The following is a 24804-nucleotide window of genomic DNA, read 5'->3' on the forward strand; positions in this document are numbered from 1 at the left end:
AGGGGTTAGCGTGCGGTTGTTTCGCTTCCCGCGCTGCTGTCGCCGCCGAGTGCGCGGAACAGCGCGATTCGGCTCTGGGCGAGCAGCAATTGCGTCCCGATCTCGCTCCGCCGCGCCGAATAGAGGCTGCGCTGTGCGTCGAGGCTGGAAAGGAAGCTGTCGACCCCTCCCTTGTAGCGCGCGTCGGTGAGCGTTGCGGTATCGGCGGCGGCTTCGCTGTTCGCGGCGGCGGCGCGGACGCGTTCCGAAATCGTGCCCTGCACCGCAAGCGCGTCGGCAACCTCGCGGAACGCGGTCTGGATCGCGCCCTCATAGCCCGCGAGCGCGGCATCGCGCTGCGCCTCGCTAACCGCCACCCCGGCGCGGCGTCCGCCGGCGTCGAAGATCGTCGCGGTCGCATCGCCGCCCGCCGACCAGCCGAACGACCCGCTGTCGAACAGGCTGGAGAGCGCGTTGCTCGCGAAGCCGAGCAGACCGGTGAGCGAGATCGACGGGAAGAGGCGCGCGCGCGCGACGCCGATGTCGGCGTTGGCGGCGCGCAGGCCATATTCGGCCTCGATCACATCGGGGCGGCGGAGCAGGATTTCGGAGCTCACCCCGGCGGGCAGCGCCACGATCGATGGCGTGACCTCGGTCAGGCTCGCGGGAAGCAGCGCGCGGTCGACATCACCGCCGACGAGCAGGCGGATGAGGTTTTCGTCCTGCGCGAGTGCGGTGCGTTGCTGCGCGATCGAATCCTCGGCGGTCGCGAGAATCTGTTCGGCCTGGCGGAGGTCGGTGCGCGGCGCGACGCCGCCGTCGAGTCGCGCCTTGGTCAGCCGCACGCTTTCGCGCGCGTTCGCCGAAGTGTCCTCGGCGATCCTGAGGAGGTCGCGGTCGGCGCCATAGGTCGCCCAGGCTTCGGCAAGGTTGGCGATGAGCGCGAGGCGCACGGTGCGCGATGCCGCCTCGGTGCCGAGCGCGCGATTGCGGTCGGCCTCGGTCGCATTGGCAAGGCGGCCGAACAGGTCGAGTTCGAAGGCCGTGATGCCGCCGCGCAGCGAGAAATCGCCGCTGCCCCCACCATTTCCGGCGCCGCTTCCATTGTCCGCATAGCCCGCACCCGCGCTCACCCCGAGTTCGGGAAATTGCGCCGACCGTGTCACGCGTACCTGCGCCCGCGCTGCCGCGACATTGGCGTAAGCGACACGCAGGTCGCGGTTGTTCGCGAGCGCCTGATCGGTCAGCGCCTGCAGCCGCGGATCGGTGAAGACGCTTTTGTAGGAGAGGATCGGCAGCGCCGCTTCGCTCTGCAGCAGATAGGCGTCGCCCGCAGGCCAGCTTTGCGGGACCGGCGCCGCCGGGAGCACCGTCTTCGGCGCGAGCGAGCAGCCGGCAAGAGCGAGCATGCCGGCGAGCAGGAGGGCGCGTTTTCCGATCATGCCGGCACCTCCGCCGCGCCTTCGCCGCTATCCTTCTTCTTGCCGAAGCGCGCCCGCGCCGCGGCGAGGCCGTCGCGCACGCCGCGGCGGACGAGGACAAAGAAGAGCGGGATGAAGAAGATCGCGAGGAAGGCGGCGGTGAGCATGCCCCCGATCACCGAGGTGCCGATCGCGACGCGGCTGTTCGCGCCCGCGCCGGTCGCGATCGCGAGCGGCAGCACGCCGAAGATGAAAGCGAAACTCGTCATCAGGATCGGGCGCAGGCGGATGCGGGCGGCCTCGATCGCTGCCTCGATGACGCGCTTGCCCTTCTTTTCCTCCTGTTCGGCGAATTCGATCATCAGGATAGCATTCTTCGCAGCTAACCCCATCGTCGTGAGCAGCCCGATCTGGAGATAGACGTCATTCTCGAGCCCGCGCAGATTCACCGCAAACACCGCGCCGACCAGCCCGAGCGGAATGACGAGCAGCACGGCGAGCGGAATCGACCAGCTTTCGTAAAGCGCCGCGAGACAGAGGAAGACCACGAGCAGCGACAGGCCGTAAAGCAGCGGCGCCTGCCCCGACGAGAGGCGTTCCTGATAGGAAGATCCCGACCAGGCGACGCTGGTGCCGGGAATTTCGCCCGCCATGCGTTCCATCTCGTCCATCGCCTCGCCCGAACTGGTGCCGGGGGCGGGCTGGCCTGCGATTTCGAAGGCGGGAACGCCCTGGAAACGCGAGCTGCTGCTCGGCGTCGTCGACCAGCCGGTCTTGGCGAAGGCCGAGAAGGGCGACATCTGGCCATCGGCCGAGCGGACATACCATTGGGCGAGGTCTTCGGGCTTGGCGCGATAGGGGGCATCGCCCTGCACATAGACGCGCTTGACGCGTCCCTTGTCGATGAAATCATTGACGTAACGACCACCCCATGCGGTCGCGAGCGTCGAATTCACGTCGGCGTTATTGATGCCATAAGCGGTGAGCCGCTGCGTATCGACGTCGATTTTCAGCGTCGCGACGTCGGGCAGGTCGGACAGGCGCACCGAGGTGAGCCTGGGATTTTCGTTCGCCATCGCGAGCAGGCGGTCGCGCGCCGCGGCGAATTCGGCGCGGCTCATCCCGCTGCGGTTCTGGAACTGCATGGTAAAGCCCGACGAATCGCCGAGCCCGCGCACCGCGCCCGGAACGAGCGCAAAAATCTGGGCATCGCGCAGCCCGCTCAGCGCCGCGCGCGCGCGCTGGGCGATCGCATCGGCGGTATTTTCCTTGCCCGGCCGGTCGTCCCAATGCGTCAGGTTGACGAAGCCCTGGCCGGTATTCTGGCCCGCCGCCGCGCCGCCGCCGCCGCCCGCGATCAGGAACAGCGCCTGCGTATTCGCCTTTTCCTGCGTCAGCATATATTTTTCGATTTCGTCGCGCACTTCGAGCGTGCGCGCTTGCGTCGCGCCGGCGGGCAGGCGGAACTGGACCGAAACGCGCCCCTGATCCTCGTTGGGCAGGAAGCCGCTGGGGAGGCGCAGGAAAAGCAGCACGAGCCAGACGAGCAACAAGGCATAAATGCCGAGGAACAGCCATTTGCGGTCGACGACCTTGGTTACGCTGCCGACATAGCGTTCGACCGAGCGGTCGAACCGCGTGTTGAAGCCGTTCTTCGCGCGTTCGAGGAAGGCGTGGACGCGCGGGAAGCGTCCGCCGCCGGTCGCCGACTCGTCATGATTTTTGGGCTTGAGCAGGGTCGAGGTGAGCGCCGGGCTCAGGATCAGCGCAACGAGCACCGACAGCGCCATCGCCGAAACGATGGTGACCGAGAATTGCCGGTAGATGACGCCGGTCGATCCGCCGAAAAAGGCCATTGGCATGAACACCGCCGACAGCACGAGCGCGATCGCGATCAGCGCGACCTGCAATTCCTTCATCGACTGGATCGTCGCGTCGCGCGCCGACATGCCCGGATTTTCTTCCATCAACCGCTCGACATTCTCGACGACGACGATCGCGTCGTCGACGAGCAGGCCGATCGCGAGCGTCAGCCCGAACAGCGTCAGCGTGTTGATGCTGAACCCCAGCATATAGAAAATGGCGAAGGTCCCGAGCAGCACGACGGGCACCGCGATCGCGGGGATCAGCACCGCGCGCCAGCTTTGCAGGAAGACGAACATCACGAGGATGACCAGCAAAATGGCCTCGAACAGGGACTTCTGCACCTCGCTCACCGACAGCTTGATGAAGGCGGTCGCGTCGTTGGCATAGCTGTAGGTCAGCCCGTCGGGGAAATCGGCGGCGAGTTCTTCCATGCGCGCCTTCACGCGGTCGGCGGTTTCGAGCGCGTCGGAGCCCGGCGACAGCGAGATCGACATGCCCGCGCCGGGATGGCCGTTGATGCGGCTGATGACGGCGTAGCTTTCGGCGCCGATCTCGACGCGCGCGATATCCTTGATCCGCACCGTCGATCCGTCGGGCAGCGTCTTCAATACGATATTCTCGAACTCTTCGACCGTTTGCATGCGCGACTGTGCGGTGACCGTCGCGTTGAGCATTTGCCCCTGCGGCGCCGGAAGGCCGCCGACGTCGCCCGCCGCGACCTCGCTATTCTGAGCGGTGATCGCCGAAATCACGTCGCTGGGCATCAGCGAGACGCCCGCGAGCCGCTGCGGGTTGAGCCAGATGCGCATCGCGTGTGGCGCGCCGAAGATATTGACCTCGCCCACCCCTTCGACGCGCGACAGCGGGTCCTGGATGTTCGACGCCATATAGTCGGACACGTCCTGGTTCACGCGCGTGTTCGTCTCGTCATAGACGCCGACGAGCAGCAAGGTGTCCGAGTTCGACTTGGTGACGCGCACGCCCTGTTGCTGGACCTGTTGCGGCAGGCGCGAGATCGCCGACTGGATCTTGTTCTGGACCTGAACCTGCGCGATGTCGGGGTCGGTGCCCTTTTCGAAGATCGCGGTGATATTGGCCTGCCCGCGCGAACTCGATTGCGAGCTGAAATAGAGGAGGCCGTCGATTCCCGTCAGCTGCTGTTCGAGCACCTGCGTGACGCTGTTCTCGATCGTCTCGGCCGATGCGCCGGGATAGGTCGCGCGGATATTCACCTGCGCCGGCGCGATATCGGGATATTGTTCGATCGGCAGCGAAAAAAGCGCGCCGACGCCGCCGAGCATGACGATGATCGCCAGCACCCACGCAAAGATCGGCCGGTTGATGAAAAGGCGCGACATCGGCCGCTACTTGCCCTTCGCTTCGGCGCCGCCGCCCTTGGGCGCCCCCACGCGCTGCACGCTGCTCGCGGGCACGGGCTTGATCGGCGCGCCCTGCCGCAAATTGCCGATGCCCTGCGTGATCACGCGTTCGCCGGGCTTGAGCCCATCGGTGATCACCCAGTTTGCCCCCGCGGTGCGGTCGGCGACGATCTTGCGCCGCGCCGCCTTATTGTCCTTGCCCACCAGATAGACGAATGCCGACCCGTCGAAGTCGCGCTGGACCGCGGCCTGCGGCAACAGGATCGCCTCTGGGTTCACCGCCTGATCGAACAGCGCGGTTACGAACATGCCGGGGAGCAGGATGCCACGGGGATTGGGAAAGCGCGCGCGGAGCGTGACGGTGCCGGTGGCTTCGTTCACTGTGACATCGGAAAACTCGACCGTGCCGGCAAAGGGATAGGCGCTGCCGTCTTCCATCCGGAGGCGCACCGATGTGCTGCCCGCGGTGACCCCGCCGTTTTCGATCGCCTGACGCAGCGTGGTGAGCTCGGCGCTCGACTGCTGCATGTCGACGAACATCGGGTCGGTCTGCTGGATCAGCGCGAGCGGCGTTGCCTGGCTCGCGCTGACGAGGCCGCCGGGGGTGACGAGCGAGCGGCCGATGCGGCCGCTGATCGGCGCGGTGATCGTCGCGAAGCGCAGGTTGATGCGCGCGGTTTCGAGCGCGGCGCCGTTCTGCGCGACCGCGGCGCGCGCCATGCGCGCCTGCGCCAGCGCGTCGGTATAATCCTGCTCGGCCACCGCCTGCATCTTGGCCAGCGGCTCGAGGCGGCGTGCGCGTTCGTCGGCCGCCTGTGCGCTGGCGCGGGCGCTCGCAAGGTTGGCGGCCGCCTGATCGACGCTAGCCTGATAGAGGCTGGGATCGATCTGGTAGAGCGGTTGCCCGGCGCGGACGAAAGCGCCTTCGGTGAACAGGCGGCGGCGGATCAGGCCGTTCACCTGCGGACGGACTTCGCTGGTTTCAAAGGCGACCGCGCGGCCGCCAAGCGATGTGGTCACGGGTACCGGCTCGACCTTGACGGTTACGAAGCCGACTTCGGGGGCGCCGCGGCCGCCCTTTTCTTCTTCGGCCGAGCAGGCCGCCAGCGACAGGGCGATGGCACACAGGGCTCCGGCGCGGAGCAGCGGCCTCTTGTCCAGCATAGGAGTCAATCTCGTTTCGGGTCGCGGCGGAAGGGAGGATTTGCGCCTATTCAACCCATTGCCCCCTTGCTGGCAAGCCCAATGGGCGGGTTGAGACAAATTGCGACACTTTTTTCGGGGCGCACGCGAAGCGGCCGGTGCGCGGAAAGTTGTCATACCAATCGTCAGTTGTCATACAATTATCGCTTGACAGGATGTCGGTAGTTCCCGCATCATTCGTGACACCGGTTACCAGTGCCGGACAACGAAACAGAAAATCGGATGCGCGGCCAGGCAGGCCGGAAGTCCCCTCAACGGGCGCATCTCCGTGGGAAATCGTGGCGGGCGGGAAATCCGGCGCCGGGTGGGAGGATGAAAATGGCTATTCAGGCGGCGCGGGCGATCCGGTCTTTGGCAAAGCTGGCGGGCGGAGCCTCGCTCGCGGCATTGGCGATGGCGCCGGCCTATGCGCAGGACGCGCCGGCCGCCTCGACCGAAGAGGATGCAATCGTCGTCACCGGCATCCGCGCTTCGCTCGAACAGGCGGCCGACATCAAGCGCGAAGCGGCGCAGGTGATGGATGTCATCACCGCCGAGGATGTCGGCAAGCTGCCCGACGCCAATGTCGCCGAAGCGTTGCAGCGCGTCACCGGCGTGCAGATCACCCGCGTCTTCGGCGAAGGCCAGTCGGTGTCGGTGCGTGGCCTGCAGCAGGTCCGCGTCGAGGTCGACGCACGCACGCTGCTCGGCTGGTCGGCGCGCCTGTCGCCGCCCGAAAACGACCAGCTCGGTCGCTCTTCCGGTCTCGATTCGGTGCCGTCGGGGCTGTTCGGCCGGCTCGAGGTCCGCAAGTCTCCGCTCGCGAGCGATGCCGAAGGCGGCCTTGGCGGCACGGTCAATCTCGTCACGCCCAAACCCCTGTCGTTCAAGGAACCGACGATCTCGGTTCGCGCGCAGGGAACCTATTCACAAAATTCGGACAAGTTCGAACCCGCGATCACGGGGTTCGCCACAACCAAATTCGCCGACGGCCGTATCGGCGTGATGCTCGCGGGCGAATATCAGAAGCGGACCTCGAGCACGCAGACGTTCGAGCGCAACAATTTCCTCAACCGCAATTATACGGGCACCGGCGGCGGGGCGATCCCGACGCCGACGCTGTTGCAATATGAGCAATTCACCGTCGACCGCTCGCGCCTCGGGCTCAACGGCGCGATCCAGTTCGAGGTGACGCCCGAATTCACCGTCACCGCCGACGCGCTCTATTCGAAGCTGAAGACCGGGCGCCGCCAGGATTTCTTTGCCTTCCGCCTGCCGACCGGAGCCAATCCCGTCACCAACCGCGTTGTCGAGGACGGCATGGTCGTCGCGGGCAACGCCAACGGCACCGTGACCACCGCGGGACAGATCCGCAACGAGCCGACCGAAAGCTTCCTCTATGGCCTCAACGGCAAATATGAGGGCGACAACGGGCTGACGATCGAAGCCGACGGCTATTACAGCAAGGGCACGATCGACCAGACGATCCAGATCATCACGCTGCAGGCGACGGCACCGGTTCCGGGCGCGTTCGATTTTCGCGATAACAGGATTCCGTCGCTGACGCTGGGCGGCACCTTCGATCCGACCGACTATGCCTCCTATAATCCGGCGACCAACGGCGTGCGCAGCAACCGCCTGCTCGGCCTGCTCGAAGAATGGACCGGCAAGCTCGACGTCAGCTACGAAAGTGGCGGCGGCGTGACGATCGCGGCGGGCGTGCGCTACACCGACCTGCATGCGCGATCGAATGCCTTCCGCAGCCAGGTCACGCCGACGCGCGGCGAGATCGAGCCGTTCCTGAAGCCGATCGGCGGGTTTTTGCCGGATATCGCGGGCAATTTCCCGCGCGATTTCCTCAGCCTGTCGCCGACCTATGACTATGTCTTCACCCGCGCGCAGGCGGCCGAGCCCAATCCCGATCCGAACGGGCGCTCGACGCTGCTTCCCAACCTCCAGCGCGACTATGATTTCAGCGAAAAGACGCTCGCCGGTTACCTGATGGTGTCGGGCGAGGGCGAGATTGCGGGCATATCGTACAAGGCCAACGCCGGTGTCCGCATCGCCGCGACGCGCCTGTCGGTCGACTCTTACGTCAATGTCGGCACGGTCAGCACGCTTCGCAACGACAAGAACCGCTATACCAATGTGCTGCCCAGCGCGAATATCGCCTTCAACATCACCGACGATTTCCTGATCCGCGTGTCGGGGTCGCAGACGATGCAGCGGGCGTCGATCGCCGACCTCGCGCCGTCGACCTTCTTCAACGCAACCAACCTGTCGGTCACCGGCGGCAATGTGAATCTCGAACCGCCGATCTCGACGCAGGCCGATATCAGCTTCGAATATTATACGGGCAAAAGCTCGCTGATCTCGGGCGCGGTCTTCTACAAGGACGTCAAGAATTTCATCGCCAGCTTCGTGACCACCGGCGTCGATCTCAGCCTCGACGACCAAGGGCGCGAGCTGACCTTCTCGCGGCCCGAAAATCTGTCGAGCGCGAAGATCAAGGGCTTCGAAATCGGCGTCCAGCAATTCTTCGATTTCCTGCCGTCGCCGCTCGACGGCTTCGGGATCATCGCGAACTACACCTATTCGGATTCGAAGGATGCGGCGGGCTTCCCGCTCGTGGCGGTGTCGAAGAACAGCTACAATCTTGTCGGCCTGTACGAGAAGGGGCCTTTCTCGGCGCGCATCGCCTATAATTACCGCGACGAGGCGGTGTTCGAATTTTCCGAAGGCCGGCCGAGCTTCGTCGGTTCGCGCTCGCAGCTCGATGCGCAGGTCGGGCTCGACATCACGAAGAATTTCGCGCTGTCGTTGCAGGCGCAGAATCTGATGCCGAAGAAATCGGCGACGACCGAATATAGCAATTTCAACACGACCGCGCTCAACAGCTATGCCCTGTCCGAGCGGCGTTTCTCGGTCGGGTTGCGCGCGAAATTCTGATCAGCTGGAGTGGTGCCGCCGGTCGCGGCGGCGGCATGGTCCAAAGGGTCGCAGGGAGTGGTATTTGATGATGATGGGTAGCCGGGCTGCGCGCCTCGTTTCTGGATTGGCGTTGGGCGCGGCGCTGATTTTCCCCGCGCAGGCGCAGCCCGCGAAATTGCCCGCGATCCTTTCGGATCCTGCTGTCGCAAAGGCCAATCCGCTGCCCGATTTCAGCTATGCGGGTTATGGGTTCGGGCTCGCCGCCATTCCGGCCGATGCCGGAACGATTATCGACGTGACCGACCATGGCGCGATTCCCGACGACGGGCTCGACGATACGAAAGCGGTGCTGCGCGCCCTCGCCGCGGCCAATGCGATGAAGGGCAAGGTGACGTTGCGTTTCCCGAAAGGGCGCACGCAGATCACCGAAGTGCTGCGCATCACGCGCAGCGATATCATTCTCGACGGTGCGGGCGACGGCGCGGGGGGCAGCGAACTCTGGTTCCCGCGCCCGCTGAAGCTGATCGATCAGAGCCGCGACTATGACGAGCTGCGCGAATATCTGGTGCGCGAGAAAAAGCAGCAGGTCGAGCCCGAGCATAATATCGACTATCTGTTCACCGAATATAGCTGGGCCGGCGGGATGATCCTCGTCGCACCCGAAAAGAGCCGGCCCGTCTCCTACGACGGCAGCAAGGATGTCCGAGACCCGGTGCTCGCGAACGGCGTGGCGGGCAAGCAATTCGGCCGTACGCTGACCGTCGACGACGGGTCGAAGCTCAAGGCCGGCGACGTCGTGCAGTTGCAATGGTTCTCGGTCGACGGGCCGAAGAGCCAGATATTGAAATCGCTTTATGGCGATACCGACTTGCCGATCGGGTCGCATCACTGGACCTCGCCGAACCGGCCGGTCGTCGTACAGGCGACGCGTGTCGCGGCGGTGCGCGGCAAGACGGTCACGCTCGGCGATCCGCTGCTCCACGACATCCGCGCCGACCAGCCTGCGGTCGTCGCCGACTGGACGCATCTGACCAACGTCGGCATCCAGAATTTGCGGCTGCAGTTCCCTGACGCCCCGTCGTTCGGCCATCACCTCGAACAGGGCTATAACGGCATCTATATGACCGGCGTGTTCGACGGCTGGGTCCGGAAACTGACGATCGACAGTTCGGACAGCGGCGTGCTGACCGACAATGCAGCCAGCCTGACGATCGCCGATGTCACGACGACGGGCAATCGGCGGGCGCATTATTCGGTGCATGTCGGCGCCGTCCACAATGTGCTCGTCAAGGACCTGAAGGTCGCGAACCCGGTGATCCATCCGGTCAGCATCAACACGCGCTCGACGCGGTCGGTTTTCCTGCGTTCGGTCGTCGACCGCGATGCGATCATCGACCAGCACAGCGGATCGAACCACCAGAATCTGTTCGACGCGATCGAAATGCACATCGACCCCAAACAGGGCAAGGACGGCTGGCATTACCAGCTGTGGGTCGGCGGCGGCGCGCCCTATTGGAAGCCGGGGCATGGGCTCTACAACACGTTGTGGAATGCGAAGCTGGTGATGCCGGGCAGCGTTCCCGCCGATGCGACGGTCGCGATCACGAGCGGGCTCGAAGGCCCGGGCGAGCGGATCGTCGGGCTGCATGCGAACCGCAAGATCAGCGTGAGCTATAATCCCGCGCCCTATATCGAGGGGACGGGGCAGGCGGTCGATGCCGTGCCGTCGCTCTACGACTATCAGCTCGCGCGCCGGCGGCGTTGAGCCCTAGCGGGCAGGCGGCGGCGCGACCGACTGGCGCGCGACGAAAGTCGACGCGAGGACCGTGGTCTCGTCGTTCGATGCCTTGGCGCCGGGGCCGAGGAAGTCGGGGACAAGCGTCTGCGCGGCGCGGATGCCCATCTCGCGGATCGGCCAGCGGACGGTGCTGAGCGCGGGCCAGATATGCGTCGCGGTCGGGCTGTCGTCGAAACCGATGATCGACAATTCGCCGGGCACCTTGATGCCCTTGCCATGTGCGACGCTCATCACGCCCGCCGCCATCTCGTCGTTCGAACAGAAGACCGCGGTCGGCGGCGCGGACAGCGAGAGCAGGGCTTCGCCCGCCTCGATGCCGGCGGTGTAACGATAATTGCCGGGGGCATAAAGTTCGGCCGGCAGGTCGAGCCCCGCCTCGGCAAGCGCTTCGCGGAAGCCCTCTTCGCGCTCGGCCGCCGAGCGGAAGCCGATCGGGCCGCGCACGAAGCCGATGCGGCGGTGGCCGAGCGCGACCAGCCCGCGCACCGCTTCGGCCACGACCTCGCGGTCGTTCGACGAGATGCAATGTTTGGCATCGTCGATCCGTGCCGATCCGATGCGGACATAGCGCACGCCCAGATCCTCGCAGAGCGCGGCGAGATCGTCATTTTCCGAAATCGGCGGCAGCAGCATCGCGCCGATCGGGCGCTGTTTCTCGAGGAAGGTGCGGACATCGTCGAGCATTTTGTCCGACCCGCGATCGACCGGGCGGACAAGCAAGGCAAGGTCGCTGTCCTTGATCGCGTCGAGCACGCCGCGCTGGAAGTTGAGCACCGTCTGCGCGTTGGGATTGTCATGGAGCAGCGCGATCAGGAAGTTACGGCGAAAGGCCAGCGCACGCGCCTGCGGATTCGGCACGAAACCAAGCTGTTCGATCGCCTTTTCGACCGTCGCGCGCGTCTTTTCGGTCAGGAATTCCGAACGGTTGATGACCCGGCTGACGGTCTTTTTCGAAACCCCGGCCAGCGCCGCCACGTCGTTGATCGTCGGCTGCTTGCCTCCCGGTCCCTTGCCCGGCCCCTTGTCCTGTGCCGCCATATTCCGTCTTTCCCCTGCAAGCCCTTGGCCGCGCTCGCGCTTTCCATGCTGATGGGCGCTCGATCCGCTAAAATCAACCGTCCGCCGGGGCCGCCGATAGTTCTTGACACCGGTTACCATCAAATCTAGCAAGGCGGCAAGCCGGAAATCGAACCGACAGGAAGTAAAGGAACCGATCATGAAGATTGCGCTGATCACCGAGAACAGCCAGGCCGCCAAGAATGGCATCATTCATGAGGCGCTGGCCGAGGTCGCCGAGCCGCTGGGCCATGAGGTTTTCAATTACGGCATGTATTCGGCCGACGACAAGGCGTCGCTGACCTATATCATGAACGGCCTGCTGGCCGGGATCCTGCTCAATTCCAAGGCGGCCGATTTCGTCGTGACCGGCTGCGGCACGGGCATGGGCTCGATGCTCGCGTGCAATGCGATGCCGGGCGTCTTCTGCGGCCTGATCATCGACCCGACCGACGCATTCCTGTTCGGCCAGATCAACGACGGCAACGCGATTTCGATGCCCTATGCCAAGGGTTTCGGCTGGGCGGCCGAACTCAATCTTCGCGATGTCTACCGCAAGCTGTTCGATGGCGAGCGCGGCCTCGGCTATCCCAAGGAGCGTGCCGAAATCATGCGCAAGAACCGCGGCATCCTGAAGGAGCTGAAGGCGGCGTCATGTCACGACATGCTGACCGTGCTGAAGACGGTCGACCAGGAGCTGCTGCGCGCCGCGATCGCGGGCGAGAAGTTCGCCGACTATTTCTATGCCAATTCGCAGGACGAAGCGATCAGCGCCTATCTCAAGAGCCTGTCGGCGGAGCCGGCGCTCGCCTGACATGAGCAAGCTGTTTGATCTTTCGGGCAAGGTGGCGCTCGTCACCGGCGCCAACACGGGTATCGGGCAGGGCATCGCGCTCGCGCTCGCCGAGGCCGGCGCCGATATCGCCGCCGCCGGCCGCTCGGCAGCCGATGAGACGGTGGGCAAGGTGCGCGGGCTCGGCCGCAAGGGCGAAAATTTCGCCGCCGACCTGTCGAGCGTCGGCGCGGTCCAGCCGCTCGTCGACGCGGTGCTCGCCGAGTTCGGACGCATCGACATCCTCGTCAACAATGCCGGGATTATTCGCCGCGCCGACGCGGTCGACTTCACCGAAGAGGATTGGGATGCCGTCATGGACACCAACCTCAAGACGCTCTTCTTCCTGTGTCAGGCCGTCGGTCGTCACATGATCGCGCGCGGATCGGGCAAGATCGTGAACATCGCCTCGATGCTCACCTTCCAGGGCGGCATCCGCGTGCCGAGCTATACCGCGTCGAAATCGGGCGTCGGCGGGCTCACCAAATTGCTCGCGAACGAATGGGCGGCGAAGGGCGTGCAGGTCAATGCGATCGCGCCCGGCTATATCGCGACGAACAACACCGCCGCGCTGCAAGGCGACGAGACGCGCAACCGCCAGATCATGGAGCGCATCCCCGCGGGCCGCTGGGGCGACCCGAGCGACATCGGCGGCGCCGCGGTGTTCCTCGCGTCATCGGCGTCGGATTATGTGCAGGGCCATATCCTCGCCGTCGACGGCGGCTGGCTCGCGCGATAACAACAACGGATCGCCCTCCGCAACAGAGAGGGTGAGCGGGGAGTGAGATGACCGACGGTCGCCTTGTCTTTTTCGGCGAATTGCTGATCCGCCTGACGGCGCCGGGCAACGAGCTGCTGATGCAGTCGCCGGCGCTGTCGCTTCATGTCGGCGGAGCCGAGGCGAATGTCGCGATCGGGCTCGCGCATCTTGGCCACGATTGCGCGATGGTGAGCTGTGTTCCCGGGAATGCGCTGGGTCGCGGAGCGGTGGCGGCGGTGCGCGGCGCGGGCGTCGATTGCACGGCCGTCACGCTTTGTCCGGGGCGGATGGGGCTCTATTTCCTGAGCGTCGGGGCCGGGCTGCGCGCGTCGGAGATCGTGTACGACCGTGCGGGGTCGAGTTTCGCAGCGACGGGGCCGGAAGACTATGACTTCGATCGCCTGCTCGCGGGCGCCGGACTGCTCCACCTGTCGGGCATCACCCCTGCGCTCGGGCCGCGCTCGGCCGAGGCCGCGCTGGCGGCGGCGCACGCGGCGAAGCGGCTCGGCGTGCCGGTCAGCTTCGACGGCAATTATCGCGCGATGCTGTGGGACGCGTGGGACAGCGACCCGCGCAAGGTTCTGTCCGAACTGATCGGCAGCGCCGATATCCTGTTCGGCAACCACCGCGACCTGTCGCTGGTCCTGGGCAAGGAATTCAGCGGCGACGGCGAAGACCGGCGACGCGAGGCGGCCGAGGCGGGCTTCGCGGCCTTCCCGGGGCTCCGGCTGATCGCCTCGACCGCGCGGCACACGGTCACCGCCGACCATCACCGCATCGCGGCGCGCGTCGACTTGCGCGACACTTGTCACCAGACGGCCGAGATCGACGTTACCGGCATCGTCGATCGCATCGGTGCAGGCGACGCCTTTGCCGCGGGCGTCCTTCATGCGCATCTCGGTGGCGGCGATGCGCGCGCCATGGCCGAATCGGGCCTCGCGCTTACCTGCCTCAAACATTCGCTGCCCGGCGATGCGAGCCGTTTCGGGCAGGCCGATATCGACGCCTTCCACGGCGGCGGACTAGATGTCCGGCGTTGAGGGTGTCGGGCGCCGGGCGGTGCTCGGCGCTGCGGCCGGGTTCGCTCTGTCCGGGTTCCGATTCGAGGCAATCAACGCGACCAGTGGCGTGGCGGCGCCTGACGGCTTTTACGAGAGCCGGGAAGATGCGTTCACAAAAACCGCGCCCCGATCCTTCCGTGGTATCCGCTATGCGCGAGCTGCGCGCTTTCAGGCCCCGGTTCCGGTTCGCGAGGCCGAACAATATCGATCTGGCTTTCCCGCCTTCGGACCGGCTTGCCCGCAAAGCGGCGACCGATACCGTCCGCAGGACGAAGACTGCCTGTTCCTCAACGTCTGGACACCCGACCGCAAGCCCGTCCGCAAAAAGCCGGTGATGGTCTATTTCCACGGCGGAGCCTATTCGACCGGCAGCGTCACCGATCCGGTCAACGACGGCGCAGCGCTCGCCGCGCGCGGCGATGTCGTGGTGGTCACGGTCAACCACCGGCTGAACGCGCTCGGCTATCTCTATCTCGCGCGCCTCGATCCGCGCTTTCCCGACAGCGGCAATGCGGGTCAGCTCGACCTGATCGTCGCGCTCCAATGGGTGCAGCGCAATATCGCGGCGTTCGGAGGCGATCCGGGCAACGTCACCGTCTTTGGCCAGTCGGGCGGCGGCGCGAAGATCGCGACGCTGATGGCGATGCCCGAGGCGAAGGGCCTCTTCCACAAGGCGATCACGATGAGCGGGCAACAGGTCACCGCCTCGGGTCCGCTCAATGCAACGAAGCGCGCGCAGGCGTTTCTCGACAAACTCGGCAAGGGCGTCGATCCGGCGACCGCGCCGGTCGACCAATTTATAGCCGCGCTGTCGGCGACTGACCCGATCCTCGGTGGCTCGGTCTATATGGGGCCGGTGCTCGATATGAAGCATCTGACGCGCCATCCCTTCTGGCCCGATGCCGCGCCGCAGTCGCTGGGCATCCCGATGATGCTCGGCAACACCGTGATGGAGACGCGTGCCTTTTACACGCCCGAGGGCAAGCAACTCGCGGGCCTGGATTTCGACAATCTCGCCGAGCGCATCGCGCCCGAAATGCGGATCGATATCGAGCCGTCGTGGGTCGTTGGTCAGTTTCGCGCCCGCTATCCGAAAGCCGAACCGCTCGAACTGTTCCATCGCATCGTGACCTCGGCGCGGAGCTGGCGCGGGCAGGTCGAGGAAGCCGAGGCGCGCGATCGGGCGGGGCATCCGGGCTTCGTCTACCAGCTCGATTTCGAACAGGCGAAACATGCCGACGATATCGCGCTCAGCTTCGGCACGATCCCCGACCCGACGCCAGCGCAGCAGGCGATGAGCGACCGGGTGATGGATGCTTTCGTCCGCTTCGCGCGTACCGGCGATCCGGGCTGGCCAGCCTACACGCTTGCGAGGCGGCAGACGATGATCTTCGATACAAGGAGCCGCGTCGAAAACGACCCGCGGCAGTGGGAACGCGAGCTGTTCGCGCGGGTGCCGTACATCCAGCCCGGCAGCTAGACGATCTTGTGCGCGCCGAGCCAGTTCCACAGCAGCTCGGGCCAGATCGCAACGGGTAGCCCTGCCGTCTTCATAAGCCCGAAGCCATGAGCGCCGCGTTCGAAGAAATGCGCTTCGATCGGTGCCCCGACGGCGCGCGTCGCCTCGCGTAGCCGGACGCTGTTCTCGACCTTCACGACCTCGTCGTCCTCGGCGTGGAGCAGCCACAGCGGCGGCTGGTCGGCGCGGGCGTTGCGCTCGGGCGAATAAAGCGTCTCGCGCGCGGCGTCGGGATTGGCGCCGATCAGTTTCCCACGGCTCACGGCGTGTGCGATCGCCGGGTCCATCGACACGACAGGGTAGATGGCGGCGAGCGCATCGGGCCGCGCGGACAGGCTGTCGGCCGCATCGCCCGGATCATAGACCTTGGCATCGAAGCGCGTGAGCAGGCTCGTCGCGACCTGCCCGCCCGCCGAAAAGCCGCCGAAGGCGACGCGCGCCGGATCGATGCCATCGATCTTTGCGCGGCTGCGCACCAGCCGCATCGCGCGCTGCGCATCGGCGAGCGGCACGTCGGCGCCGTTCGCCCAGCCGTCGCCGGGCAGGCGGTAGAAGAGGACATAAACGGTGACGCCGCGCGCTTTCAGCCAGCGCGCGAGCTCATAGCCTTCCTTGTCGACCACGACATATCGATAGCCGCCGCCCGGCGCGAGGACGACGGCGGCGCCATTGGGCTTTGCCGGGCGGAAGATGTCGAGGCGCGGGCGTGTGATCTTCTCGAGCATCCGGTCGCTGGCGTTCGGATCGTCGCTGCGCTGGACGACCGCTTCGACGAGCCCCGAGGGCGGCCGGATATGCCCCTCGGGCCAGAGCGCGATGCTCGCGTCGGGCGCCAGGCCCGTGGGCCGCGTCCATGCCTCTTTCGCGGCGGCACTGGCAAAAGGCAGTGCAAGGCTTGCCGACAGCAGCATGCGCCGGTCCAGCGTCATGGCGCAGGCGCCTTGTTCGGATAGGCGATGATCAACACCAGCGGTTCGTCCCCCGTCTGACGAATACCGACCTTGGCGCCCCGGTAGAGCCACGCGGCCGTGCCTGCCTTCAACGCTTTCTCGTCGCCGTCCGAATGGACGACGCCGGTGCCAGACAGGACATAGTAAATCTCGTCATGGTCGATGGGGTGAATGCCGATCGCGGCGCCGACATGCAGTGCGCGCTTACGAAACTCGAAGCTGCGCGGCGCCGGGACGCTGTCGCTGATCCGGTAGGCGGTCGACATGCCGATTTGCCCATGCGGCGGGGCTTCCTCACGGACCGTCGTCGCCTCGTCGATCACTACCATCGCCGGTGCAGGCGCCGCGCTTCCGGCAAGCAGCAGCGCGACGAGCGCGCCCATCGTCAATTCCCCGTCCGCGACGCGCGGTCGCGCGCCGACAGGTTTTCCTGTGGCAGCGGCGCCGTCTGGCCGGGATAGTTGCCCGACCTGGGCTCCATCGTTGCAAGGTCCCAGTCGCCCTCGACAAAGGGGGCACGCACTTCCTTGACCTTGGGGTAACCGCTGACTTCCTTTTCGTCGTCGATCACCTCGCCGCGCCCCTCGGCAACGAAGAAAAGCACGCGAATCTCCTCGCCGTCGCGCGCCCAGGGCCGCGCGCCCGCGGTCGACAGCACCGAGGTTTCGACATCGCGCACCGGCAGGATCTTGTAGCCGGCGACCGGCGCGAGCGGCGTCTTGGCGCGGATCAGTTTCGCCTGCGTTTCGCCATAGCGGCCGAATTCGGGAAGTGGTGCGCCGTGGCGGTCGACGTGGAGGTTGTCCCTGCCATAATATTCGAGGTCGCCGTCGCCGCCGAGCATCAGGAAGGGCAGGTCCTTGTCGGTGTCGTTGCCGCCGCGCATGACATTGCCGATCGCGGTGATCTGTCCCGTCACATAGTCGTGCCCGACCCATTCGAGGTTCATCAGGTTGTAATGCACCGCGCGGTGCTGGGGGTTGTAGATCAGGTTGTTGATCATCAGCGCCTGCCCGCCGCCCTTGATCAGCGGGTTGCGCTCGACATTATGCGCCCAGACGTTGCGATAGAAAACGATGCCCGTCGCATTGTCGTGGATCAGCGATCCCTTGCTGTGCTCGCCCTTCGGATGGCTGGCGTCGGCGAGGCCTTCGGCGGCGAGATTGTTCGAAAAAGTGATGTTGTGGCTCGTGCCCTTCCGCCATTCATCGACGCTGTTGCCGGTGAAGCGCGGGCCCGACGCCGACATATTCTCGTCGATCCCCCACATCAGGGTGCAATGGTCGACGATGACATTGTGCGCCGCGACGGTGGAGAAGGTGTCGGCTTCCCAGCCGCTCCGCTTCGGCTGGCCGTCGACGCCGGTGTAGATGCGCAAATGGCGCATCACGACGTCGTGCGTCTTCACGTCGATCCCCGTACGAATCAGCGTGATGCCGGGCCCCGGGGCGGTCTGTCCGGCGATTGTCAGATAGGGATGTTTGATCTCGATCGTCTCGCGGCCCATGTCGATCACGCCGCCTATCTCGAACACGACGATCCGGGGACCCGGTGTTTCGATCGCGGCCTTCAGCGACCCCGGACCGTCGGGTGCGAGCGTCGTGACGCGGAGGATCTGGCCCCCGCGGCCGCCCGGAGTCTGCGCGGCCGGACCGACCGCGCCGGGGAAGGCCAGCGCGGCGCCGCCAGCCGCCATCGCGGGAACGGATGACAGGCTAAGGGCCAGAAAAAGCGCAGTTATCCAAGGCTTTTTGGCCATCCCGTCTCTCCTCGTCATTGGGGTATTGACATGTTCGTCGCAATCCGCAATCTTTCTGACACCGGTTACCCCAATCGGTCAACGAGAAAATATTTCCCAGGGAGAGGGTCTGATCCGGTTCGTCGCGCATGGCGGCGGCCCATCTCACTCTCTGTAAAATCGACGGATGAAGCGGTGCGCCATATCGCTTTGTCCAGCAAAGTAACCGGTGTCATTTCTTGCGCGAGCGGGGGCAACGGGGCACAAGGGAGGATGATAATGGCAATTCATGCAATGCGGAGCGTTCGCGCTTTGACCCGGCTGGCATGCGGCGCGTCGCTGGCGGTGCTCGTGGTGGCCCCGGCCTATGCGCAGGACACCGCAGCAGCGGACGAAACGGTCGCGACCGAGGACGAGATCGTCGTCACCGGCTTCCGCGCCTCGCTCGACAAGGCGCTCGACGTGAAGCGCGAATCGGTCGCCGCGGTCGATGCGATCGTTGCCGAGGATATCGCCAAATTCCCCGACCAGAATCTGGCCGAATCGCTCCAGCGCATTCCCGGCATCACCATCCAGCGCGATGGCGGCGAAGGTCGCGGCATCACGGTGCGCGGGCTCGGATCGCAATTCACCCGCGTCCGCGTCAACGGCCTCGAAACCGTCGCGACCTCGACCGACGGCGCTTCGGCGAACCGCGACCGCGCGTTCGACTTCAACGTCTTCGCGTCCGAACTCTTCACCTCGATCGTCGTCCACAAGACGGCGTCGGCCGACCTCGACGAAGGCTCGCTCGGCGCCGTCGTCGACCTCAACACCGGCAACCCGCTCGGCGGCAAGAGCGGCTTCACCGCCGTCCTGTCGGCGCAGGGCAGCTACAACGATCTTTCGGAAAAGGTCGGCCCGCGCGTCGCGGGCCTGCTCAGCTGGGTCAACGATGCCGGCACGCTCGGCTTTGCGCTGTCGGCCGCCTATTCGAAGCAGAAGACGCTCGAACTCGGCAACAACAGCGTCCGTTGGGCGCAGGGGCGCTTCGACTCGGTCGACGGCACGCCCTGCTGGACCACGCCGAACTCGGGCGGATCCTATATCCGCAGCGAAGTCTGCGACGACGTCGCGCTCGCCTTTCACCCGCGCATTCCGCGCTATGGCGAAATCGCGCACGACAAGGAACGTCTCGGCCTGACCGGATCGATCCAGTTCGCGCCGACCGACGCGACCAAGATTTCGCTCGACGCGCTTTATTCGAACTTCAAGCATCAGCGCCGCGAACGCTGGGGCGAGGTGCTGCTGCGCAGCAACGAGCGCTCGATCAACGTCAGCGACTATGTGATCGACGACAACAACAATCTCATCTCGGCAACGCTCGACGATGCCTGGGTGCGCACCGAACATTATCTGCGCAAGGCCAAGACCGAATTCTGGCAGGTCGGGGCGACCTGGGACCAGGACGTCAGCGATACGTTCCGTTTCACCCTGCTCGGCGGCCTGTCGAAATCGACGGCGTCGATCCCGCTCGAAACGACGATCGTCTTCGACGACCGCGACGCGCAGGACTATCGCTACGACTATAGCGATATGAAGAATCCGCTGCTGTCCTTCGGGACCAGCGTGACCGATCCGGCGAATTTCCAGCTCGCCGAAATCCGCGACCGCCCGTCGGAAGTGGTGAACAAGTTCCGCACGATACAGCTGCGCACCGAATGGGACGTCACCGACGGCTTCACGGTCAAGGCGGGCGGCGTCTATCGCCGTTTCGACTTCAGCAGCATCGCCTTCACCCGCGACACCGTCGTGTGCGGCAATGGCGGGATCGACCGCGTGCTCGGCACGATCGCCTGTTCGCCGACCTCGGCCTTCGGTCCGAACGCGATTTATGGCTTCCCGGTGACCTCGGCGCTGGCCGACCTGTTCACGCTGGGCAAGGCGGGGCAGCCGGCGGGGACGACGACGCAGTGGCTCGTCCCCAACCTCGACGCGACGACGGCGTTCACCAAGCTTTACGACCGCGTGCCGACGCTCGATGCCGGCAACAACCGCGCGGTGCGCGAAGAGGTGAAGGGCGGCTATCTGCAGTTCGACACCAAGGGCGAAATCGCCGGCCTGCGCTACGCGCTCAATGCCGGGGTCCGCTATGTGAAGACCGACCAGACGTCGAGCGGGCTCACCAGCGGTACGCTCGTCACGCTGAAGCGCAGCTATGACGACTGGTTGCCGTCGATGAACCTCGCGCTGTTCCCGCACGACGACATCATCATCCGCGCGGCGGTCGCCGACGTGATGACGCGCCCGACGCTCGGCAATCTGACGCCCGGCGGGACGGTCGACGGGTTCAACTATCGTATCAACTACGGCAACCCCGTGCTCGATCCTTTCCGCGCGACCTCTTACGACCTCGCGTTCGAATGGTATTTCGCGCCGCAATCGATCTTCTCGGTCGCCTTCTTCAAGAAGGATATCGCGAGCTTCCCCGTTGCGACGACGACCAGCGGGACCTTCGCGTCGACGGGCTTGCCGCTGTCGGTCATCCCGCCGAGCAGCCCCGCCGCAGGGGATCCCGAACGCCAGCTATGGACGATTACCTCGATCGGCAATGGCGAGGGGGCGAAGCTGAAGGGCGTCGAACTGTCGCTCCAGGCGCCGTTCAAATTCCTGCCGGGCTTCCTGTCGAACTTCGGCGGGATCGTGAACGCGACCTTCGTCGATTCCGACGCCGATTACAGCGTTTCAGGGCCCGCGATCGATACTTGCGTCGCGCCGAACTGCGCCTTCGGGCCGCTCGTCAACGCGGTCCGCAACGGCACGCTCTTCAACCTGTCGAAGCGCGCCTATAACGGCACGCTCTATTATGACGATGGCAAGTTCAGCGCGCGCGCCTCGATCAGCTATCGCAGCCGCTATGCCGACGCCAACAGCGGCACCGGCAACGTGTTCGAAGGCTATGGTTCGACGATCAACGTCGATGCGTCGATGCGCTATGCGATCACCGAGAATATCGAAATCTCGGTCGAGGGTATCAACCTGACCGACGAATATCGCTATCGTTTCACCGATATCGATGCCGACCGCAATTACGAGAATAATCATTTCGGCCGAACCTTCCTGTTCGGCGCGCGCGTCAAGATCTGACGCCGACGGGTTCGTCCCGGTGAGGCCCGGTTTCCATTTCGGGGACCGGGCCTTTCTTTTTCGGAAGAGGAGAAGGGTGTGACCGATCGGCGCGATGTGCTGAAACTGGCAAGCGGGGGCCTGCTGGCAAGCAGCCTTTCGGGGCTCGGCGGGGCGTCGGTCTTCGCGGCCGACCCCGCGTCGGGCGCAGCCGGTCTGGTCTGGGCCAAGGGCTTCGACGGCCAGCGCAAGGCCGACCTCGGCGACGGGCGTTTCCTCAACCCGATCATGGCCGGCGACCATCCCGATCCTTCGATCCTGAAGGATGGCGCCGACTATTATATGACCTTTTCGACCTTCGACTCCTATCCGGGCCTGGTTATCTGGCATTCGCGCGACCTGGTGAACTGGCGCCCGATCGGTCCCGCGCTGACGAAGAATATCGGGTCGGTCTGGGCGCCCGAGCTCGTGAAGCACAAGGGCCGCTATTATCTCTATATTCCCACGAAAGGCCCGAACACGAGCTGGGTGATCTGGGCCGACCGGATCGAGGGGCCGTGGAGCGAGCCCGTCGACCTCAATCTGCCCAATCATATCGACCCCGGCCATGCTGTCGGCGAGGACGGGTCGCGCTGGCTGTTCCTGTCGGGCGGCGATCGCGTGCGCCTGTCCGACGACGGCCTGTCGCGCATCGGCGAGCCCGAGCATGTCTATGACCCCTGGCGCTATCCCCCCGACTGGGTGGTCGAGGGGTTCGCGCCCGAGGGGCCGAAGATCACGCGCCATGGCGATTATTTCTACATGGTCACCGCGGTCGGCGGCACGGCGGGGCCACCCACAGGGCATATGGTGATCGCGGCGCGCTCGAAATCGATCCACGGGTCGTGGGAGAATTGCCCCGCCAACCCGCTCGTCCACACCAAGTCGGCGGACGAAAAATGGTGGTCGCGCGGCCATGCGACGCTCGTCGAAGGGCCGGCAGGCGACTGGTGGAGCGTCTATCATGGCTATGAAAATGGCTATTGGACATTGGGGCGGCAGGCGCTGCTCGACCCGATCGAATGGACCGCCGACGGCTGGTTCAGGATGAAGGGCGGCGACCTGTCGCAGCCGATCGCCAAGCCCAAGGGCGGAACGGTCGCGGGGCCGCACGGCATGGCGTTGTCGGACGATTTCAGCGCGCTCGCGCTCGGTGCGAAATGGAATTTCTTCAAGCCTGCTGCAGACGAACGCAGCCGGGCGCGCGCCGAGGAAGGCGCGCTGGTGTTGAAGGCACGCGGCAGGGCCCCAGTCGATTCATCGCCTTTGCTGCTGATCGCGGGCGATCGGGCGTATCGCTTCGAATGCGATATCGAGATCGCGCCCGGCGGCACTGCGGGGCTGATCCTCTTCTATGACGAGAAACTCTATTGCGGGCTCGGGTTCGACGGCGAACGTTTCGTCACGCACCAATATGGCATCGAACGCGCCCGCCCCGCGAATCCGCACGGTTCGAAGATGCGGATGCGCGTGACCAACGACCGCCATATCGTCACCTACGACACCAGCGGCGACGGCGGGAAGACGTGGGTCAGGTTCGACCGCGGCATGGAGGTCTCGGGATACCACCATAACGTGCGCGGCGGCTTCCTGATGTTGCGCCCCGGTCTCTATTCGGCCGGGCAGGGCGAGGCGCGCTTTCGCAATTTCGCCTTCCGCGCGCTCGACTAAAGCGTCACGCCCGATTTCCAGATCGCGATGTCGCGCTCTTCATTGGCTTCGGCCTTCGTTGGCGCGCCCGAGGCGGTCGCGGCGATCAGGTCGAGCAGTGCGCCCGCCGCGCCATCGAATCCCGCGTCGAGCACCGTCCCGGCGTCGAAATCGATCCACCCCGCCTTGCGCTCCGCCAGCGCGCTGTTCGATGCGATCTTCAGCGTCGGCGCCGGAAAGCCGAGCGGCGTGCCGCGTCCGGTGGTGAACAGGATGATCGTCGCGCCCGCTGCGGTCAGCGCGGTCGACGAGACCGCATCATTGCCCGGTGCCTCGAGAAGCGTCAGCCCCGGCAGCGTCGCTTCGCCGCCGTAGCGCTGGACGTCGACGACGGGCACCTTGCCCCCCTTTTGCACCGCGCCGAGTGACTTTTCCTCGAGCGTGGTGATCCCGCCGGCGATATTGCCGGGCGACGGATTTTCGCTCACCGGCTCGCCGTTGCGGATAAAATATTCCTTGAAGTCGCGGACGAGCGTGACGGTCTCGTCGAACACGGACTGCGACACCGCGCGGTCCATCAATATCTGCTCGGCGCCGAAAATTTCAGGGATCTCGGTCAGCACCACCTTGCCGCCCGCCGCCGCGACGGCATCAGCCATGCGTCCGACGAGCGGGTTGGCGGTGAGGCCCGAAAGGCCGTCGGAGCCGCCGCACTTCACGCCGAGGACAAGCTTCGACAGCGGTATTTCGCTGCGCGGCATGTCGCTACATCCCGCGACCAGCGCGTCGATATGTTCGAGGCACGCCGCTTCGTCGTCCTCGACGGCCTGCGCCGACAGCGTGCGGATATGCGCGCGGCGTTCGGCCGGGATGAGGTCGAGAAGCGCGCCGAGCTGGTTGCTCTCGCACCCGAGGCCGACGATCAGCACGCCGCCGGCATTGGGATGCTGCGCGAGCGCCGTGAGCAGCGCGCGCGTATGGCCAAGGTCGTCGCCGAGCTGCGAACAGCCGAAGGGATGTTTGAAGGCGTGGATGCCGTCGATGCGCCCGGCGTGGCGTTCGCCCGCGATCCGCGCGACGCGCGCGGCGAGATTGCCGACGCAGCCGACGGTCGGCAAGATCCAGACCTCGTTGCGCGTCCCGACGCGGCCGTCGGCGCGGACATAGCCCGAAAAGCGGCGGGCCGGCACGTCGGCGAGCGGCGCCTCGGCCGGCGCCCCGGCATAAAGATAGTCGCCGTCCCCGCCGAGCGCGGTCGCCAGATTGTGGCTGTGGACATGCTCGCCGGCGGCGATGTCGGCGGTCGCGGTGCCGATCGGAAAGCCATATTTGACCACTGCGGCGCCGCGCGCGATCGGCGCGAGCGCGATCTTGTGCCCGCGTCCCAGATCGACCGAAGCCCGCACGCCGGACTCGGCGAACGGCGCTTCACCTGCGGCGATATCGGCAATCGCGGTCGCGACATTGTCGGCGTCATGGACGCGCATCGCGCGGATTATGCGGTCGCCGGTCATCGCTGCTCAGCAATCGTCGGGGCG

At 65.6% G+C, this 24804-nt stretch carries 16 protein-coding genes; 8 read left to right on the top strand and 8 right to left on the bottom strand.

Features of this window, described 5'->3' with window-relative positions:
- Positions 1 to 5: 5 nt before the first annotated feature.
- From VGU00_RS18830 to VGU00_RS18840, 3 genes are read right to left on the bottom strand one after another with little or no spacing between them, the layout of a single operon-like run.
- Positions 6 to 1421 (bottom strand): efflux transporter outer membrane subunit, encoded by a 1416-nt coding sequence (locus VGU00_RS18830; protein ID WP_327471280.1) that lies wholly within the window; start codon positions 1419 to 1421, stop codon positions 6 to 8.
- On the bottom strand, positions 1418 to 4624 hold the full coding sequence (locus VGU00_RS18835; RefSeq protein ID WP_327471282.1) for an efflux RND transporter permease subunit: 3207 nt from the start codon (positions 4622 to 4624) through the stop codon (positions 1418 to 1420). Before VGU00_RS18835 ends, VGU00_RS18830 begins: the two co-directional genes overlap by 4 nt.
- 6 nt (positions 4625 to 4630) lie before the next feature.
- The gene (locus tag VGU00_RS18840) at positions 4631 to 5809 is read right to left on the bottom strand and encodes an efflux RND transporter periplasmic adaptor subunit (protein ID WP_327471284.1); all 1179 of its coding nucleotides are present in this window, start codon (positions 5807 to 5809) and stop codon (positions 4631 to 4633) included.
- Positions 5810 to 6166: 357 nt separating this feature from the next.
- On the opposite strand from VGU00_RS18840, the gene VGU00_RS18845 reads away from it, so the two are divergent.
- Positions 6167 to 8776, top strand: a complete 2610-nt coding sequence (locus VGU00_RS18845; protein ID WP_327471286.1) for a TonB-dependent receptor — start codon at positions 6167 to 6169, stop codon at positions 8774 to 8776.
- Between the two features lie 67 nt (positions 8777 to 8843).
- On the top strand, positions 8844 to 10523 hold the full coding sequence (locus VGU00_RS18850; RefSeq protein ID WP_327471288.1) for a hypothetical protein: 1680 nt from the start codon (positions 8844 to 8846) through the stop codon (positions 10521 to 10523).
- A 3-nt stretch (positions 10524 to 10526) separates the two neighbouring features.
- On the opposite strand, the gene VGU00_RS18855 is transcribed toward VGU00_RS18850, so the two are convergent.
- Positions 10527 to 11594 (bottom strand): LacI family DNA-binding transcriptional regulator, encoded by a 1068-nt coding sequence (locus VGU00_RS18855; protein WP_327471290.1) that lies wholly within the window; start codon positions 11592 to 11594, stop codon positions 10527 to 10529.
- A 178-nt stretch (positions 11595 to 11772) separates the two neighbouring features.
- Between VGU00_RS18855 and VGU00_RS18860 the strand changes: the two genes are divergently transcribed.
- From VGU00_RS18860 to VGU00_RS18875, 4 genes are read left to right on the top strand one after another with little or no spacing between them, the layout of a single operon-like run.
- The gene (locus VGU00_RS18860) at positions 11773 to 12426 is read left to right on the top strand and encodes an RpiB/LacA/LacB family sugar-phosphate isomerase (RefSeq protein ID WP_327471292.1); all 654 of its coding nucleotides are present in this window, start codon (positions 11773 to 11775) and stop codon (positions 12424 to 12426) included.
- A 1-nt stretch (position 12427) separates the two neighbouring features.
- Positions 12428 to 13183 carry a 2-dehydro-3-deoxy-D-gluconate 5-dehydrogenase KduD gene (gene kduD, locus VGU00_RS18865; RefSeq protein WP_327471294.1) on the top strand — a complete coding sequence of 252 codons (756 nt, stop codon included), beginning with the start codon at positions 12428 to 12430 and terminating at the stop codon, positions 13181 to 13183.
- A gap of 47 nt (positions 13184 to 13230) precedes the next feature.
- A complete protein-coding gene (locus VGU00_RS18870; protein ID WP_327471296.1) occupies positions 13231 to 14244 on the top strand; it encodes a sugar kinase in 1014 nt (337 codons plus the stop codon).
- A complete protein-coding gene (locus tag VGU00_RS18875) occupies positions 14231 to 15745 on the top strand; it encodes a carboxylesterase/lipase family protein (RefSeq protein ID WP_327471298.1) in 1515 nt (504 codons plus the stop codon). Before VGU00_RS18870 ends, VGU00_RS18875 begins: the two co-directional genes overlap by 14 nt.
- Here VGU00_RS18875 and VGU00_RS18880 read toward each other — a convergent pair.
- From VGU00_RS18880 to VGU00_RS18890, 3 genes are read right to left on the bottom strand one after another with little or no spacing between them, the layout of a single operon-like run.
- A complete protein-coding gene (locus VGU00_RS18880; protein ID WP_327471300.1) occupies positions 15742 to 16713 on the bottom strand; it encodes an alpha/beta hydrolase in 972 nt (323 codons plus the stop codon). The two genes, VGU00_RS18875 and VGU00_RS18880, sit on opposite strands and share 4 nt — an antisense overlap.
- The gene (locus tag VGU00_RS18885; RefSeq protein ID WP_327471302.1) at positions 16710 to 17117 is read right to left on the bottom strand and encodes a cupin domain-containing protein; all 408 of its coding nucleotides are present in this window, start codon (positions 17115 to 17117) and stop codon (positions 16710 to 16712) included. Before VGU00_RS18885 ends, VGU00_RS18880 begins: the two co-directional genes overlap by 4 nt.
- A 2-nt stretch (positions 17118 to 17119) precedes the next feature.
- On the bottom strand, positions 17120 to 18493 hold the full coding sequence (locus VGU00_RS18890) for a pectate lyase (protein ID WP_327471304.1): 1374 nt from the start codon (positions 18491 to 18493) through the stop codon (positions 17120 to 17122).
- 258 nt (positions 18494 to 18751) lie between these two features.
- Here VGU00_RS18890 and VGU00_RS18895 point away from each other — a divergent pair, with 258 nt between their 5' ends.
- Together VGU00_RS18895 and VGU00_RS18900 are read left to right on the top strand one after the other, a co-directional pair.
- A complete protein-coding gene (locus VGU00_RS18895) occupies positions 18752 to 21598 on the top strand; it encodes a TonB-dependent receptor (protein WP_327471306.1) in 2847 nt (948 codons plus the stop codon).
- A gap of 78 nt (positions 21599 to 21676) precedes the next feature.
- Entirely contained in the window at positions 21677 to 23287 is a 1611-nt protein-coding gene (locus tag VGU00_RS18900; protein ID WP_414713576.1) for a family 43 glycosylhydrolase, read from the top strand.
- Here VGU00_RS18900 and VGU00_RS18905 read toward each other — a convergent pair.
- Complete coding sequence (locus VGU00_RS18905; protein ID WP_327471308.1) at positions 23284 to 24780, bottom strand: altronate dehydratase family protein; 1497 nt, start codon at positions 24778 to 24780, stop codon at positions 23284 to 23286. The genes VGU00_RS18900 and VGU00_RS18905 overlap by 4 nt on opposite strands.
- Positions 24781 to 24804 lie beyond the last annotated feature (24 nt).

It is taken from the genome of Sphingopyxis sp. (genome assembly GCF_035944815.1).
Taxonomy (GTDB): Bacteria; Pseudomonadota; Alphaproteobacteria; order Sphingomonadales; family Sphingomonadaceae; genus Sphingopyxis.